At 44.3% G+C, this 14,891-nt stretch carries 12 protein-coding genes; 6 read left to right on the forward strand and 6 right to left on the reverse strand.

The window, feature by feature from the left end:
* The first annotated feature begins 452 nt into the window (after positions 1-452).
* Positions 453-2,582 carry a hypothetical protein gene (locus tag OLTU_RS08905; protein ID WP_141732405.1) on the forward strand — a complete coding sequence of 710 codons (2,130 nt, stop codon included), beginning with the start codon at positions 453-455 and terminating at the stop codon, positions 2,580-2,582.
* Positions 2,583-2,697: 115 nt separating this feature from the next.
* Here the strand turns inward: OLTU_RS08905 and OLTU_RS08910 are convergent, their stop codons facing one another.
* Positions 2,698-3,123, reverse strand: coding sequence for a hypothetical protein (locus OLTU_RS08910; protein WP_141732406.1), 426 nt, complete (start codon positions 3,121-3,123; stop codon positions 2,698-2,700).
* The gene (locus OLTU_RS08915; RefSeq protein WP_141732407.1) at positions 3,120-3,821 is read right to left on the reverse strand and encodes a helix-turn-helix domain-containing protein; all 702 of its coding nucleotides are present in this window, start codon (positions 3,819-3,821) and stop codon (positions 3,120-3,122) included. Before OLTU_RS08915 ends, OLTU_RS08910 begins: the two co-directional genes overlap by 4 nt.
* A 714-nt stretch (positions 3,822-4,535) precedes the next feature.
* On the opposite strand from OLTU_RS08915, the gene OLTU_RS08920 reads away from it, so the two are divergent.
* From OLTU_RS08920 to OLTU_RS08930, 3 genes are all read left to right on the forward strand, one after another.
* Positions 4,536-5,252, forward strand: coding sequence for a CPBP family intramembrane glutamic endopeptidase (locus OLTU_RS08920; RefSeq protein WP_218109932.1), 717 nt, complete (start codon positions 4,536-4,538; stop codon positions 5,250-5,252).
* A gap of 28 nt (positions 5,253-5,280) precedes the next feature.
* Positions 5,281-5,952: a hypothetical protein gene (locus tag OLTU_RS08925; protein WP_141732409.1), complete on the forward strand. Its 672-nt coding sequence runs from the start codon at positions 5,281-5,283 to the stop codon at positions 5,950-5,952.
* Between the two features lie 679 nt (positions 5,953-6,631).
* The gene (locus OLTU_RS08930; RefSeq protein WP_141732410.1) at positions 6,632-7,504 is read left to right on the forward strand and encodes a hypothetical protein; all 873 of its coding nucleotides are present in this window, start codon (positions 6,632-6,634) and stop codon (positions 7,502-7,504) included.
* Positions 7,505-7,983: 479 nt separating this feature from the next.
* On the opposite strand, the gene OLTU_RS08935 is transcribed toward OLTU_RS08930, so the two are convergent.
* Positions 7,984-8,403 carry a hypothetical protein gene (locus tag OLTU_RS08935; protein WP_218109933.1) on the reverse strand — a complete coding sequence of 140 codons (420 nt, stop codon included), beginning with the start codon at positions 8,401-8,403 and terminating at the stop codon, positions 7,984-7,986.
* 170 nt (positions 8,404-8,573) lie between these two features.
* On the opposite strand from OLTU_RS08935, the gene OLTU_RS31830 reads away from it, so the two are divergent.
* Both OLTU_RS31830 and OLTU_RS08940 read left to right on the forward strand, forming a co-directional pair.
* Positions 8,574-8,726 (forward strand): hypothetical protein, encoded by a 153-nt coding sequence (locus OLTU_RS31830; protein ID WP_176736460.1) that lies wholly within the window; start codon positions 8,574-8,576, stop codon positions 8,724-8,726.
* Entirely contained in the window at positions 8,702-9,067 is a 366-nt protein-coding gene (locus OLTU_RS08940; protein ID WP_141732412.1) for an energy transducer TonB, read from the forward strand. Before OLTU_RS31830 ends, OLTU_RS08940 begins: the two co-directional genes overlap by 25 nt.
* Positions 9,068-9,757: 690 nt before the next feature.
* Here the strand turns inward: OLTU_RS08940 and OLTU_RS08945 are convergent.
* From OLTU_RS08945 to OLTU_RS08955, 3 genes are all read right to left on the reverse strand, one after another.
* Positions 9,758-10,042 carry a hypothetical protein gene (locus OLTU_RS08945; RefSeq protein WP_141732413.1) on the reverse strand — a complete coding sequence of 95 codons (285 nt, stop codon included), beginning with the start codon at positions 10,040-10,042 and terminating at the stop codon, positions 9,758-9,760.
* A gap of 656 nt (positions 10,043-10,698) precedes the next feature.
* On the reverse strand, positions 10,699-11,376 hold the full coding sequence (locus OLTU_RS08950) for a hypothetical protein (protein ID WP_141732414.1): 678 nt from the start codon (positions 11,374-11,376) through the stop codon (positions 10,699-10,701).
* Between the two features lie 184 nt (positions 11,377-11,560).
* A complete protein-coding gene (locus OLTU_RS08955) occupies positions 11,561-14,308 on the reverse strand; it encodes a class I SAM-dependent DNA methyltransferase (RefSeq protein ID WP_141732415.1) in 2,748 nt (915 codons plus the stop codon).
* Between the last annotated feature and the right edge of the window lie 583 nt (positions 14,309-14,891).

Genomic DNA, 14,891 nt, shown 5'->3' on the forward strand with positions numbered 1-14,891 from the left:
AAGTATAGTGCCATCAGGCAATTCAGGAATACCTTCCAGCAAATGGCAGGTTCAATATGCAAGCCGGGTTCTTTAAAATAAGTTAGTTAAATTAGTGTGTTAATGGGTCTGTGATAGGCTTGAGGTGTCAGAAAAATTGACACCTGTTCTGATCTGGATTGTTTAAGCCGTTTTCGTGATCTATTACTCAATGTAACGAATTTAAATAGCGACAAGAAGCAGGCGGATTGATAGCCAAAAAAGAAACAATTGAAGGTCAAGCCAAGAAATGCCGAAAATTCTCCATTCTAAATTTACAACCTTAGCCTAGTCTATCAGACTTCGTCAATGGTGAGCCCAAGTATCGATTGGCCTGCTGATTGTATGGGTGGTTGTTTCTTGCTCCTGAAATTCTTTTTGAAATACTCGTAAAACATTCAAGGAATAAGTGTAAACGTAAGGAGATGCTTAGAATGAGAACGCGCTTTGAATCGGTCTATCTGCTTCTTCTCAGCATTATTGCTGTGCTCTGGTCGACCGGACTTCTAGCGCAGGCCCGACCCCGGCCAGTAATTGTTTTCGTTAATGGATGGCAGGACTGCTGTGCATGGAACTTCTCAACGATTGGAAATGAAGTGGCGGAAACTGCGAGCAACTTAAACATGATTTTTCGCAGAACTTCCTGGGATAGCTTTGAGAGTGAAAGTTTGGAGACAGGTATCGGCACCCTTTCTGGCACTTCCATTTTCGTAAATCAAGGGATTCAATTTTTCAATAGTCTGCCATATGGAACGGACGTTTATCTAATAGGACACAGCTGGGGAGGGGATTCCCTCCTTGACTTGGTGTCTACCTATAATGATCCTCGAATTAATATTCGCCTCTTGGCTGTCATAGATCCGGTCTCATCAGCAGGAATGCGAGCGTCTCTTAGTAAGCACACCGTAGGTAATCATGTCGAGTATTTCCACAATATTTGGCAGTTGAATGCACCTTTCCCAGACGACTTTGACGAAGATGGAACAATCAGTTGCAATGCATACTCCTCCTGCGATCAAAGAGAAAACAACTTCCGTCGCAATGCCGATGGGACCAACTTGACTGAGAACTGCACATGGGCTGAGTTTGGCTGCCAAGGACGTGTCGAAAATCCCCTTGAAGCGAAACCAGGGTGGAAGCTCCAAAGAACCACACATCAAGACCTCTTGGATGACGATTATGTTGCTCACCATATTGCGACCATAATAACTGAGTTGGCGGGACACAGACATGCCCAGGAGCTTACCGTTCTTAGTCAATCTTTCCTTGCAATGTTTGGCAGAAGCCCTTCTATTGGAGAAAAGGATTTTATTAATTCCAGACTGGCAGCCGGCATAAGCCAGGAAGGGATCCTTGCCATTTTCCAAAGAACAAAAAACTTCTTTGCTTCTTTGAACGGAAACTCTCCAAGTCCTGCGGAGTTTTTGTGGTTTAATTTTAACATTGGCACCAGATCCGAAACTCTGCTGAGCACTATAATTAGTAGTGCTCTCGCTAATTCGCCAGTTTTCGTTGGCGATGTGACGGATAACTTTGGTGAGCTCTATGGCAGTTTCAACTCTGAATATGTTCCATTGGGAGGTGCTGGTTGGCGTTCTTGCCCAAATAATTCAACTTTGGCTGGAGAGGAGTCTACACCTTCTGGATTTTGGACATGCTTGAATAACCTGTACAGTAATCGAAATATCGTAATCGGTGATGTCGAGCAGAATGTTGCTAGTGAATACATTATCAATAAGCAATACAAGGTAGCTTACGGATCAACTAGCTGGAACCATTGTCAAGTCGGGACCTTTTCGTTTAGAAAAATGGATCCTGATGGGTTTTGGGTCTGCTTGAGTGAACCATTGCCATCCTCACCAGAAGCAATAATTGGTGATGTACGAAATAACATTGGCTACCGTTACGTCGTCAGCGGTAGTAAGGGCCTTTTGCTTGATACTTCAAGCTGGAACTCTTGCCCTTCAGGTTATTCTTACATCGGCAATAGCATGTCCGTTGATGGCTTTTGGTTGTGTGTCAGAAATGACTTGAGTAATCGAAGATTCATAGTTGGGGACGTTGTTAACAATACTGGGTTTGCTTTTCAGCTATACAATGGCAGTGCAACCGGCATGGGTTCTTTGGGTTGGAATAGTTGCCCGACAGGCGCCCTTGTAGGGAACGATTATCACTCAAATGGCTTTTGGATATGTAAAGGAGATATTGTCTACACTGGCCCTGACGCTTACATAGGCGACGTTCGATTTAACACAGGATATTTATATTCGGTTTCAAATGGCTCTGTGGGATTTGCAGGCACTGCCGGCTGGAATTATTGCCCAGCTGGCTATCAGCTGGTTGGTACGAATTTCCATTCAAACGGGTTTTGGTTGTGTGCACGGCCTGACTTTGTAAATAGCGCCTTTTTTGTGGGCGACGTCACAAATAACAGTGGTCCTGCATATAAGGTTCAGAGCTATTCCGCTACATATTGGGGTGGATTTTCATGGAACTCTTGCCCGTTCGGCTACCTAATCGGAACTTATATGGATTCGAATGGATTTTGGATTTGTAGGCAGTAACAGTCAAAGTTTACAGGCCCCCTGCGATTTTCAAGGGGCTTGTATGCTACTTTGATAAGATTATAGCAGAAAGATCCTTTGTATTAGCCATCAGACGAGGCACTTTCATAGGTCTCTATTGTCCAGCCGCTGCCCGTGCGACTTCACGGCGGTCTTTCAAAATAATCTCATCCAGTGTCTTCCCAGCTTCAATTCTATAGCTGGAATTTTCACCATTAATACCGATCGCATCCAAGGCCTTTATTCTGATAGAAAGCAGGGAAAAATCTTCGTCGGACACCGCGAGGCTGCCAGCGGAAATGCTTCTTGAATGCAAAGACGTTTTGCTGACGGTTAGGGTTGAAAGTAATTCGCCTTTGGCAAGCAATCCAATGTCACCAGCCCCGTTGTCGAAGAGCCCAGCCCTTCCGGGTTCAGCCATCATTATTTCCTTGCTCAAATCAGACAACGCTGGTGGAGTCCCACCACCCTGGCTGCCGCCTGCCAATGCCGCTGAGGCAAACGTAAGGAAAGGGATGATACATTTTTTTTGAAACTTCATAGAATCTCTCCCGGCCCAGCAATTGCAGACATAACCACCAGTCGATTGCCCTTTTTTTCTTTCATGATCTTCAGCGCTTTTTCCCGGAGCTCGACGACAGCTTCGTATAAGTCGCGAATACCTTCATCGCTCAATCCTCCCCGGATGTCTTCTATAATCGAACCTGGGACGTTCAGCGGAACCATGTGGAAATGATGAATCGCAGTTTTCTTGATGACATCCTCTGGTGGATAGGAGCGTCCTTCCATGGTGCTCTTGAAGTTTGAACCTTCTACCAAAATTCCAAGACGCAGCAATTTATCAAGATGCTTCAGGCCTTCGTTACCGAACTGTTCTTTTATGTGCCAGCGTTCGATCCCTTCCATTTCTGCGAATACATAGACCTTATATAATTGCAGATCTTCGGCAAGAATCGCTGATAATGCGTCGGATTCAGTCTTGGCGCCCAGCTCCCGCGTTTCTGACGTCTCTCGTGGAAAGTAATCATGCAATATGCTGTCAGCGTTTGCTGGCTCAATAACGTATAGAATTCTCTTTGCGTTGGTAAATGACAGCCTCTTCTGTTCACCACTGTGCAGGCGGTAAATAGTCGAGTAGTCAGCGCCCGTCTGTTTGCATAGCCAGCGGATACTTTCGCCTCTTGCTGCAAGAAAGCTCTTTATTCTATCGCGCAAATAATCGCAAATGTTAAGCGTCATTTTGCTTTTCCCGCCCACCTTTGAATATCTTATCAGGTGAATCTATAGCCAAAACTCTTGATCACCGCGAATGAAAATCAGTGTAGATGGGCGTTCTGCATATAAATATTCCGAATTTTAGTCGATTCAGATTATGTGTTTTTGAAACGGCTAGCCTCAAGATGGCGCGGATTGTTTGATTCAATGAATCACCTTATTTTTGGAATCTCATTTTGAAGAAAGTAATCTCGGTCATCCTTAATTGCTGATTCATCAATGAATCAATTTCGATCAGACTCCACTGGAAGCTTGGCAGAAAGAATTGACTTCGCTATTCCTCGCTTATCCGCTGTGGTGAATGTTTTCTGTGATTCAAGAAACTCTGCTAGTCTTTTGATCCTGGAGATTCGTTCTGGTGATCGGGTATCGCTTTATCAAATTCTGAGTTGTACCTGTTTCACTGAGTGATTCGATTTTGAGTTGTGGAGAAGAGCTGATTTCGGTCTTTCATGTTTTCCCACCAAAACGAATTACAATTCTGTTTGCAGCCCTTCGGGGCCGCAGCCTTTTACTTAAGCGGACTCTGCATTTCTATGTGGTTTTGATGTAATTGATTATAAGTATTTTCCGCATGGTTGGTACCTATCTGTGGCTGAGGGATGCTACTTGTTGACGAGGCATTGTGTGGACAATACATTTCAGGTCGAATGCCAGCACAGAAAAGGGAAAGCTGAAATGAAAAAAGATCGCGCCATGGTATTTATTCTTATTATTGCGAGTATTTACATATTACTTGGTCCCCTCCTCTCGGGCCTTCCTCTCCCGTGGCTGCTCACGATCGACGGAATTGCTGCCATAAGCGTTCTGAGTCTCTATAGATACCTGGAGCATGAGCCTGTGAAGTTCAGTCCACCTTGGGCATTCCTCTTTGTTCTTGGGGGCATCACGCTTGCCACACTTCTGGCCGGTGGATGGGCGGAACTCGTAACTGCCGCCCAGCCCGCGCAAAGACAGGTAATGGAGGGCGGAGTCCTGCCGCCTCCAGGCGAACGATCGTACCTTTTAAATCTGGCTGTCATGGTCACGGGCCCAGCAGTCGAGGAAATCATCTATCGAATGGCCGTGCTCGGAACACTTGCCTACTTCATTGGGAGGGCTCCGGCACTTTTAATATCGTCGATTGTTTTCGCTGCTGTTCATGCTGATGTCTATCCTCCCGTGATGCTCATGCCAATGTTCATTCTGGGAGTGCTTCAAGGAATTACGTTCTTACTTCTTGGCCTTCCCTGGGCCATCGCCATGCACATGCTAAATAATTCTCGCCAGCTTATGACAGAAAGCTTTGAGGCAAGTAACATTGTAGCCTTAGTCGTTGCAATTTTCTCGATTTGGGGACTCTGGGTATTCCTCTCACGTACGATTCGTCTTCGAAGAATTGTCTTCGGGGGCTGATGTTTCAATCAGTATTTGGAGATTCTAAATGTGGAACTCAATCGCTTTTGCGCTGCTACTCCTCGCTGCTCCAACGCTTCATGGACAAGAGACATCAAGTGAGACAGTGACTGTCACAGGCTCACGTCTTCCCTACACAACCCCTGGTCCCATTGCCGGTAGCACAGGCGGACCAAATCCTGACATGCCATGCGCAGAACCGAACTGTGGGCAGCCGCCTGAGGATCCATCGGGGGGCGGAGCCATAACACAGGCTCAAAAGGACCAGCAAAACAAGCAGAACCAGGAAAAGGCAAGGTCAGACGGAAGAGTCAAGCAGGCAATTCAGGCAACACAAGATTTAATTGCGGCTGTGAAGAAATGGTTTTCCAAGTCAATTGATATTGGAATTGGGGTTGAAACATACGAGCGATCTTATTATCCCAACAACGGCGGGGTTAAGAATGAAAAGGGCTGGTGTGCATCCGCCCATGGATCCATGGGAACACCGAATCCAAACTATGAAGATCCATGTGTTGAAGTCGAAGCACAGCCCGAGGTCGTTAAAAGAAATAACGGCGTCTTGGAAAATCAGGTGCGCATGACCTATGTCGTCTACAATGAATGCTACTTTGATAAAACGTGTGGGCCGAAATATTATAGTTTCATCGCTGGCTCACAAGGCGAACTTGACCGATTGCTGAATGGCGTCCTGCAATAGCAATCTTTAAACACAGCACCATTAAAAAATGTTGCAGCCAAAGAGGATTCACTGTTGGCTGCTTTTATGAATTTAGTCGGAGGTCACGAACCTTCGCAGGAGGTCTAGATTAAGGGCCTGCAGATTGTGCCTAGCTATAACAGAGAGTGCGTAAGACCTCGGGGCCTGTGCTTCCCCAAATAACCAGCGGAAGTTTCTGCATGAAGGACGCAACGCTCCATTCAGGCTTGCAGGAGTAAAGTCGCAGTTTCAATCATAACCCAGCATTCCTTTACCAAATCAGCGTTTTCAAAGGATTGGGCTGGTACACCACAAGCATCCAAAGCCTTCTGTCTATTCAGGTATCTCGCCAGCTCGACATCCAGTTTCTTTTTTGCCTTATGTAACAAGGGGTGGCCGTGATTCTGTCGCCTAAGTTCGCACTCAAGAGACTCAGCTACGGTGTTTTTAGGTGTATCAGGCGTCGTTTCCGCTCACCATATCATTGCTCAAAAAGAGATGCAAAGCGGCTTGACACCTGTCTGCGTCAATTGCTTGGTGTGCTAATGCGGTTTGTTGGGTTTAGTATAACTATCTGAAAAGATTAGTAGAATATTGAACCAAAAATTGGCCTGCAATATGCTTAAGGGATTCGGTTCGTAGATAAAGTTGGATATCAATTAGCTGTCAGAAAGGCCAAATGATGAACATGAATGCCAAAATTTCCATTTCAGCTGTGGTGTTTTTCTGCGGAGCTTCCATTGTTGTGGGCCTAAGCGTTTCATGCGGAAAAATTGAAAAAGAGAAGTCGACCTTATTCGGAAACTCTCCGGCTGGAAGTTACTGCAATGATCAGATAGCAGGAGAAATTCCATGTGGGACTAATACCTTCTATAAGTATATTGCTGGAACCACCGTGGAATCTTCAGGTCGGAGGGACAAGATTGACGGCTGTTACTACCTTTCAAAAACTGACGCTTTTAACTCTGTTAATGCTACTTGTAATCAAGGTGGTACAGCGAATTGCGATAATTCATCTCAGTGGCAAGTTGTTTCGAGGACTCACACCAATTCTTGCCCACCTCCCCCTAAAGAAAATCCGCTCCCGCAAGGATCATATCGATCAAACACTGACGTCTATATCTACACTTATGGTGATGGGAACTATTGTCGATTTGCAGATGAACAGGCTTTCAATAAGTGGGTCGGGAGCGGAATCCTGAAAGGAATTATTGGTAATTTGCCGTCTAATGTTAGGGGTATATGTAACATTCAGACTTTGCCTGCTCCGAAATACGATCGTTCTGTCTCAAGCAGAGGTATCGTTGCAAACCCCGTTTGTCATGATAAGCGAGCAACAGCCCATTGCGAATGGCTTCTAGAGAATGTAGAAAAGTTGCCAGGCTGGTGGGGACTGATCAAGGACAGTGCCGTTAAAGACGCTAGTGGGTCCACTAGTTCTGACTATTACTATGAGAGGGCTGCTGCTCACTGCAAATATGTCCTCGACCAACGCAATAAGTGGGCGATATGGTACTCAATCGATTATTCAGCCTACAGAGATTGCTGGTGAAAGGTAGAACGAACTAAGGTTTAACTAATTGAAACCATATATTTATTCTCCTTCTAACGCGTCTGCCTTACGGCGGACGCTGCGAACCTTCGCGGAAGGTCTAGATTGAGGGTATGCGGATTGTCTTTGACTATAACGGGTAGGGCAAGGCCGGAGCCCTGGGTTCCCCCCCAGTTAGCCAGCGGAAGTTTCCGCATGAAGGACGCTATGCTCCAGTCAGGCTTGCAGTAGTAAAGTCACAGTTCAATCATAACCCAGCATTCCTTACTAATTCTGCGCCTTTAAAAGATTACGCTGGTACACCACTGTCGATTCAGGTATCGCTCCAGCTCGATATCCAGTTTCTTCTTCGCCTTATGTAGCAATGGATGGGTGTGATTCTGCCGCCTAAGTTCGTGCTCAAGACAATCCGCAGCAGATTTGAGGTGCATTAGGGGTGTCGAGGTCATCTGAGGATTCATTGGCCTTCCAAATCGAGTTCATATCTTTAGCCTGACCAGCTTTCCGTTCTTCATCCTATAGCCGTCTTTGGCCAGAGCTTCATCCAGCTTTTGAGGGAGGCGTATCATGGTATTTGGGGTTTTGCTGTATATAAATTCCAGAGTCGGAATGATAGGCAGAATCGCATCCCGATTGTTCCAGTCTATTTTGGCATAACTTCGATGCAGAGCCTCGTCAAGGGTGGCGATCCCTGCGAGGTCGCACATTACCTTGTATTTCACCCAGTCTTCGGTAATAAGTCTCGCCCCAAGTGCAAACAGTTCCCGGGTCTCCCTGCTCAACAATTCCCTTTGTGTCGTAGCATTCATGGACTCTTCCTTTATCCATACATTTGAATGGATATAAGGCAAATTAGATTTTTGGTCAATGTTGTCAACTTTGCATGCTACGCCATTCATGAGGGCTGGTCCGGTAATTTGCAGAACTGGTCTTGTCTTAGTCCGTGTTCCTAATTTGGCTGCCACTTCCGAACAGATATTTTGAATTCAGAGCCGTACGGCTAACTTGTAGCAGTTCCTGGATTGCATTCCAGAGCTTGACCCTGCGAGAGTTCCTCCCGGAGGTAGGTATGGACAAAAACAACATAGATAAGAACGATGCCCCGGTCGATTGCCCAGCAACGCAACTTCTCTTTGAGGATGACAGGGGCTACATCGAAATCACTAAGAATGGCGTGATTGGTGTGGGAAGTGGAAAATGGGCGGAGAGCAAGGAAGAGTAGAGCACGGTCGTACCATTCCTTTGCTGGAATCAATTTGTGAGACTTTGACGGAGATGCCGTTGAGAATCTTATTGTTACTGCTGTTGGTTGCGTCGTGCTCTACGACAAATTCAGACGCCCCGATATCAGGCAGGGTAGTTATACTGCTGGATGTCGACAAGTCTGGTGCTACCGATAATATCCGGGTTTTGGAATCAGACCCTCCCGGTTTCTTTGACCAAGAAGCGATAAAAGCAGCGAAAAAATGGAAATACAAACAAGGTTCTTCGAAGGAAAATCATAGGGTTGTAATTGATTTCAAGCTATCCCCGGAAGAACAAGCTGGAGAAGTTGCAAAGTAAGCGAACGGAGTTCCTATCAAAAGCCAGAAATGGCACCAGCCTAAGTGATTCAGTTTGCGGACGGGTATATGGAAATTTCCAGCAAGACTCATATTGCATTTGGGCTGAAAGTCGCCTTGGCCAGCAAAGGAATCTTAAATGTAAACCGGAATTCTCACGCAGGGCCGCTCCATTCTGAATGTTGAGCTTGGTATTTGTTGCGACTGGGTGACCAACATCAGCAGCCTCTTTGCATCCTTATCGCACTCGTTCGGTTGGTGATACTTTGGGGGCTGCCCATCTCCAGAACGGACTGGATAGTTCGAATGTTTGCAACATATAGTGTCTGGGAGGTGCGTGGTGACACATCTGGAAAAGATATTGTTTGTAATCTGCTTAGCTTTTATGCCTGGGGCTTCATCGACGAGAGCTTTCGGCATTGGGCGATGATTGGTGGGTATACAACCTTCATAGCGTTTATCGTAAACGCGCGTAAAAGGAAGGGCCAGGCCCTCGTTGATTTCAGCCTTCTCTTGATGATCGCATGTGCAATTCTCCTGCTTTGCTTACGAATCGCAGACTATATAAGGGGCTAGAGCAGAAACTGCATACTAAACTCACAAACTTCCTTAAAATGCCGCGGTCCCTATCCCTAACTCGCAGTTGTCAATTCCAATTCGAAAAAGAGCGCGGTTCTAGTCTCGAACGCTATTACGAGCTCTTAACAAGAAATCGTGAAACAATGAATACAACGATAACGAAGCCATATAAGACACCTACGATAATATAGGCGAGACGCTTTCTCTTTTTATCTTCCTCTAGATTGTCGCCACGCATCATTTTCTCTTCAAAATGAGCCTTTCTGATAAAGAAAATGGCGAGAATGAAAAATGCGCACCGGAGCAAGAGGGCTTCGGCACTATGAAACGCCATCATCAAGACAGAAAAAAACGCTGAAATCAAGCCCACAGTTCGAAGTTTACTGTATGTTTGCATTTGCATTCCATTTTGTTAAGGGTGATCCTCATGTGATAGGAGGTGGCTTAATACTGGCCAGAAACGGAACGATGGCCAGCAGGCGCCCGCGGAGTTCAATTATATCAAGGAGACAGTTCATCTCTTGCAGTTCCTTGTAATTGACAACGCAAAGACAGCTTTCCATTCAAAATATTGCATGAGAGAAACTTCTCTTAACTTACAAATTTTATTGGTAAAAGTTTCTTGAAAACAAAGTTTTAGTGTCAAGATAGCCTATAGACGGACGCCATCGAGACAAGAAATTGTGTTGGAACTTGGATCCGAGCATCAGAAGGATTGGAGACTGAGGCGTCTAGGTAAATTCAGTTCAGAAGGGGAGGGCTATGTGGAGATTTTCAGCTAAACAATATTGCTTCTGGGGATGGAAAGACGACTTGGCCAGTAAAGGAATCTTGATCCTTCATCGGGCTTCCCAAGCCTTTGCCGCACAAATCTGTATGGCGCTAATCTGATGAGGCTGAAATCATTTGCGACCGGGGAATTGGATTAATCCGGTTATCGTGGTCAGCCACTTCGCAACCTCGTTCCCTCAACAACGCTAACCGAAACCTAATCGTGATTGATGATGTGTTACTGCAGAACAGAGCGGCGCCCCCCCAAAATCGATAGCTAGTTTAGGAAGCTTTGCCTTTACGACGTCCTCTAATGACGTTTACCTGAGCGTCCTTTGTGATGTCCCTGACTGCAAAGTGTTTGGCTGTTTTCCAAAGTGCGCCCAGTTGTGATAAAAAATAGTCTTTACCCATAAGTAGTCCCAAATTATCGCTCAAGTCAGAGCAAACAGCATGACCCCGGTCCTTCTTGAAGTTAAATATATGATGAAAAAGCCCTGAGATTGTGTCGAACGAGCCATCTTTTAAAATTGCGTTTAAGTCGAGGCATAACGCGGTTTTTGTGTAAAGTCTGAAAGTCTTGCCGTCTGAAAACGAGTCAAATAATAGAAGCTCAGACCCCCCGCCATATCTCCATTTTGTAAGTTTCTCTACTTCATCGACGAAAGATGCAAAATTCTTTGCCGAGAATCCCCACGGCTCGTTGTTTACTGTTGCAACTGGTTCAGCTTCAGGGTCATATGCGGAATATCCAGCACAGAGGAAATAAGCATGAGTCCCTGACGAATGATGGTACTGATCTAGCATCGGAACTATTTCTGATTTTGAAATTTGTTCCTGCGGTGGTGCAAATAAAAGTCCAACTAAGAAAAAATTCTGATCTTGTCCGAGACGATTCTTGGTCGCTGTCTGCTCTCCTAAATATTCTTGTAGTTTCGAAAGATTGTTGGCGGGCACCATAGGCGACTCCTTAAATTATGGTATTGGTTAGACTTGCCAAAATGAAAACGATGTAACAGAAATGAACCCGATCAGAAGTCTGCTCAAGTCCTAATTCGCATGCGGCGCAATAATACTCTGTTCGATGCGAGCGACTCCCAACAGATGCCTGACTCCAAACTTAAGCGCGAGAAAGCAGATATGTTCAGGCTGTTTTCGTTTTGTCTTGCTCTTTTTCGATATAGTAAGCATACAAGCTTAGTAAATGACTGATCCTATGGTCATCATCTTTGAATTCCCCTTTTATGTAACATCTTTCAATTGCTTTATCGAGATTCATGTGGGCCTTGGACAACCTTGGAGGCATTAAGTCTGGGTCGTACAAATTTTCGAAAGTGTTCTCAGATAGGAGAGTTTTACGGATAGATAGAAGATTATTAACTGCTTCAATGACAGCATCCTTTGTTTTTTGATTGATATTCAAAGGCAGTGGAAAGCTATTATAGACTATTTCTATTGAGTACTGGAGTCGGTGTTCAAGGGTGCCACCAATTATTCGAAGCCAAAGAGTGTGCATATATGACGAAAGAATGCCGAATAAATATTGGTCATTAGACTGAAGTGCAATGCATGTGTTGTGAAGTATGTCAGATTTTTTCTGAAAGCTAATCGGTACATATTTTCTTCTTTCAGATGAAACCTTGAATAAAAGCATATAGTCTGATTTCGGTTGGCGAATTTCTGCAAAAAGAGTTGGATTTTCTGCCATTTTTTTTGTTTGGGCCCGATCGCTTTTTAGGCGCTCGGATCTGACGGCTGCTATCCTTTTCTTCAACTCGGGGATGTCTTTTAGGTCTGAAGGCTTCGCATTTTCCAGCCAGATACACCAAATAGGAATGTTGCGCAGGTATTCTTTAGTGCTTATGAAACGTCGAATGTACTTTTCAATTCTTTTGTCGGATGCAAGAAGATTTTTCTTTTCTTTATCAGAAAGTATATATTGGCCGCCGTCTATCGGTGTATTGCCGTAAATCATCTTTGGAGTGCCGCAAAGTGGTGATTTCCGTTTCTCAACATATATATCGTTGCCTTCTATCAAATATGGGCTGATGCTTTCAACTTCATTTCGAATATGATCATTAGTGGCTTCGTCGAATTTGAACAGTAATTGCGGAGTAAGAACGGTCTTGCTAAATCCGATGATTACGACACCAACACCTGCTTTCCCTCGCCCTTCATTTGTCCATTTAAAGCTTTGGTAAGCAAAATTTATCTTAATTTTCTCTTCATTTAGAATGGACCATAGGAGACTGACTTGTTCTCCTTTTGATACAGAGTTTGTAGCCACAAAGGCGCATCGGATGTTATGATTTGATTCGATGTATCTAGCTGCTTTAATAAACCAGCAGCAAACGTAATCGAGGTTCTTGTGTCCTTCGTTTTTTCCCAGGACTTTATTCATGTCTGCTTGTTGACTCTTACTTCTCTCCTTCTTTCCGACAAAAGGAGGGTTTCCAACAATAAAGCTTATTTTGCTTGCAGGTGCAAAAGACTCCCACTCAACATCCAATGCATTGATTACTTTAATGCTCGCTGATTTTTTTAAAGGAATACGATGTAGAAGTTCGCCCAGTTCTTGCGAAAGATGAATATTCATCTGGTGATCTACGATCCATAGAGCAACTTGCGAGACCTTAGCCGCAAATTCTAGTATTTCAAATCCAAGCATTGAATCAACGTCAATTCCAGGATAGCCTGAATCCAAAATTACAGTATGTTTTTCACCGAGTGTCTTTTTTAGTTCAATATGTATGTCAGTTTCTAAGAGTCGAAGCTCCCTATATGTTATGACTAAAAAGTTTCCACATCCGCAAGCGGGGTCAAGGACCTTGATTTTTCGTATTTTTTCAAGTAGCTGTTTTAGTTTCTCTTCTTGTCTACGGCATATTTCAAATTCTTTTCGAAAATTCTCAATGATCAAAGGATTGATCACTTTGAGTATGTTTCGTTCTGATGTATAGTGGGCTCCGAGATCACGACGGCTTTCCGGGTCTAAGGCTGACTGAAACATAGATCCAAAGATTGCAGGAGAAATTCTTTCCCAGTTAAATTTGCAGCACTTAAGGAGCAGTTCTCGTGATTCAGACGAAAATGCTGGAATCTTTATGCGATCGCGAAATAGCTCGCCATTAACATAGGGGAATTTGCAAAGGTCTTCATCAAGATTCAATTGCCTATTGTTCTGAGGCGTATCTAGAGTATCAAAAATGTTGATGATTTGTGACCCGAGATCGGATCCGTCTTTTCTTGTCTTGGTTTCGAGATAGTAAGTGAAGTGATCTTTTGTTTCAAAAATTCCAGTGTCGTCTGCAAAAAGGCAAAACATCAACCGAGCAAGAAAGACCTCAAGATCTGTTCCTTTGTAACCACCCTTCCATAGACTGTCGCGAAGCTGGCCCATGAGTTCAGCTGCCTTGATATTTGCCTCTTCAGAGTGCTCAAAGTTTTGTCTTTTATGTCCGAGTATGAAAGAAAAAAGGTGAATGTGCTTATGTAGATCTTTTAGGTCAAAAAGAATTGGTTCGCTGGAACCTTCCAAATCATGAAATGCAAATCTTTTAAAATCAGAGACAAGTATATATTGGGGTAATTCCTCTTCGGTTAAGCCTTCAAAGTATTCGATTGCTTGATCAAAAGCCTTTTTAAGGTCTCTGCCAGATGACTTTTGCTCAACAAGTAGAGTTCCTGGCCAAAAGAGATCAATGTATCCAGATTTATTGTTTATCTTTTTTACATGGAATTCGAAGGTTGCTACTCGTCTTCTCGATATTCCAAATATTGCAAAGAAATCATTCCAAAAGCTTTGTGACTCACCGCGCTCGGCATTACAGTTTTTCCACTCTTTAGAAAACGCTACTGCTCTTTTACGAATCTCATTCCAGCTAAGCGTCAAAGCACAATCCTCGATAAGAAATTACTTTGATAAGGTGTCGGAACAAGCTGGATAAATTGAAGGTTTTGTTCTTGGACGGGTATTAATAATTAATGATTATATGAGCCGTATTAAGCAGTTGTATAAAAGCGTCAGGTAATTTCTCTGTTTTGTCGAGCGCGAGACAAAGGGATAAGATTAACGTCGATTTATTATTGCTAGATAGGCATTCAGAAAAAATTATGAGTTTAGATCATACAGAAGCACTTTTCCGACGTTGAATAGTTATCCTCGCTAGTAAGTAAGTGCATGGAGCCCTTTTCTGCCAGGGAATAGAAGTTAAGGGTCCTTCTAGAGCTCATAGGTTCAATGGTTGACGATCAACCACCCCCTCCCGCTCGGTTTGATAAAAATTTTGCGTCACCGGCACCACTTAGATCTGTGAAAAGCGGACCCCATAGGGCCTTCATAGAAACCCCTGGTAAATCGATGGACACTGAGTGTAACCATTGGGTGCTCCGAACCCAAAGAGAATGCCCTTTCCCCCTTCCGGCCGAGCATGACGGCAGGCGAAAAGCGCGAGGATGGTCATGCCGTTCTCGTA

Origin of the sequence: Oligoflexus tunisiensis (assembly GCF_001748245.1) — a bacterium.
GTDB classification, from domain to species: Bacteria; Bdellovibrionota_B; Oligoflexia; order Oligoflexales; family Oligoflexaceae; genus Oligoflexus; species Oligoflexus tunisiensis.

Excerpts from the sequence above, each read along its gene's own strand:
- OLTU_RS08905 (WP_141732405.1), top strand. The coding sequence starts at position 453 with ATGAGAACGCGCTTTGAATCGGTCTATCTGCTTCTTCTCAGCATTATT.
- OLTU_RS08910 (WP_141732406.1), bottom strand. The coding sequence starts at position 3,123 with ATGAAGTTTCAAAAAAAATGTATCATCCCTTTCCTTACGTTTGCCTCA.
- OLTU_RS08915 (WP_141732407.1), bottom strand. The coding sequence starts at position 3,821 with ATGACGCTTAACATTTGCGATTATTTGCGCGATAGAATAAAGAGCTTT.
- OLTU_RS08920 (WP_218109932.1), top strand. The coding sequence starts at position 4,536 with ATGAAAAAAGATCGCGCCATGGTATTTATTCTTATTATTGCGAGTATT.
- OLTU_RS08925 (WP_141732409.1), top strand. The coding sequence starts at position 5,281 with ATGTGGAACTCAATCGCTTTTGCGCTGCTACTCCTCGCTGCTCCAACG.
- OLTU_RS08930 (WP_141732410.1), top strand. The coding sequence starts at position 6,632 with ATGATGAACATGAATGCCAAAATTTCCATTTCAGCTGTGGTGTTTTTC.
- OLTU_RS08935 (WP_218109933.1), bottom strand. The coding sequence starts at position 8,403 with ATGAATGGCGTAGCATGCAAAGTTGACAACATTGACCAAAAATCTAAT.
- OLTU_RS31830 (WP_176736460.1), top strand. The coding sequence starts at position 8,574 with ATGGACAAAAACAACATAGATAAGAACGATGCCCCGGTCGATTGCCCA.
- OLTU_RS08940 (WP_141732412.1), top strand. The coding sequence starts at position 8,702 with ATGGGCGGAGAGCAAGGAAGAGTAGAGCACGGTCGTACCATTCCTTTG.
- OLTU_RS08945 (WP_141732413.1), bottom strand. The coding sequence starts at position 10,042 with ATGCAAACATACAGTAAACTTCGAACTGTGGGCTTGATTTCAGCGTTT.
- OLTU_RS08950 (WP_141732414.1), bottom strand. The coding sequence starts at position 11,376 with ATGGTGCCCGCCAACAATCTTTCGAAACTACAAGAATATTTAGGAGAG.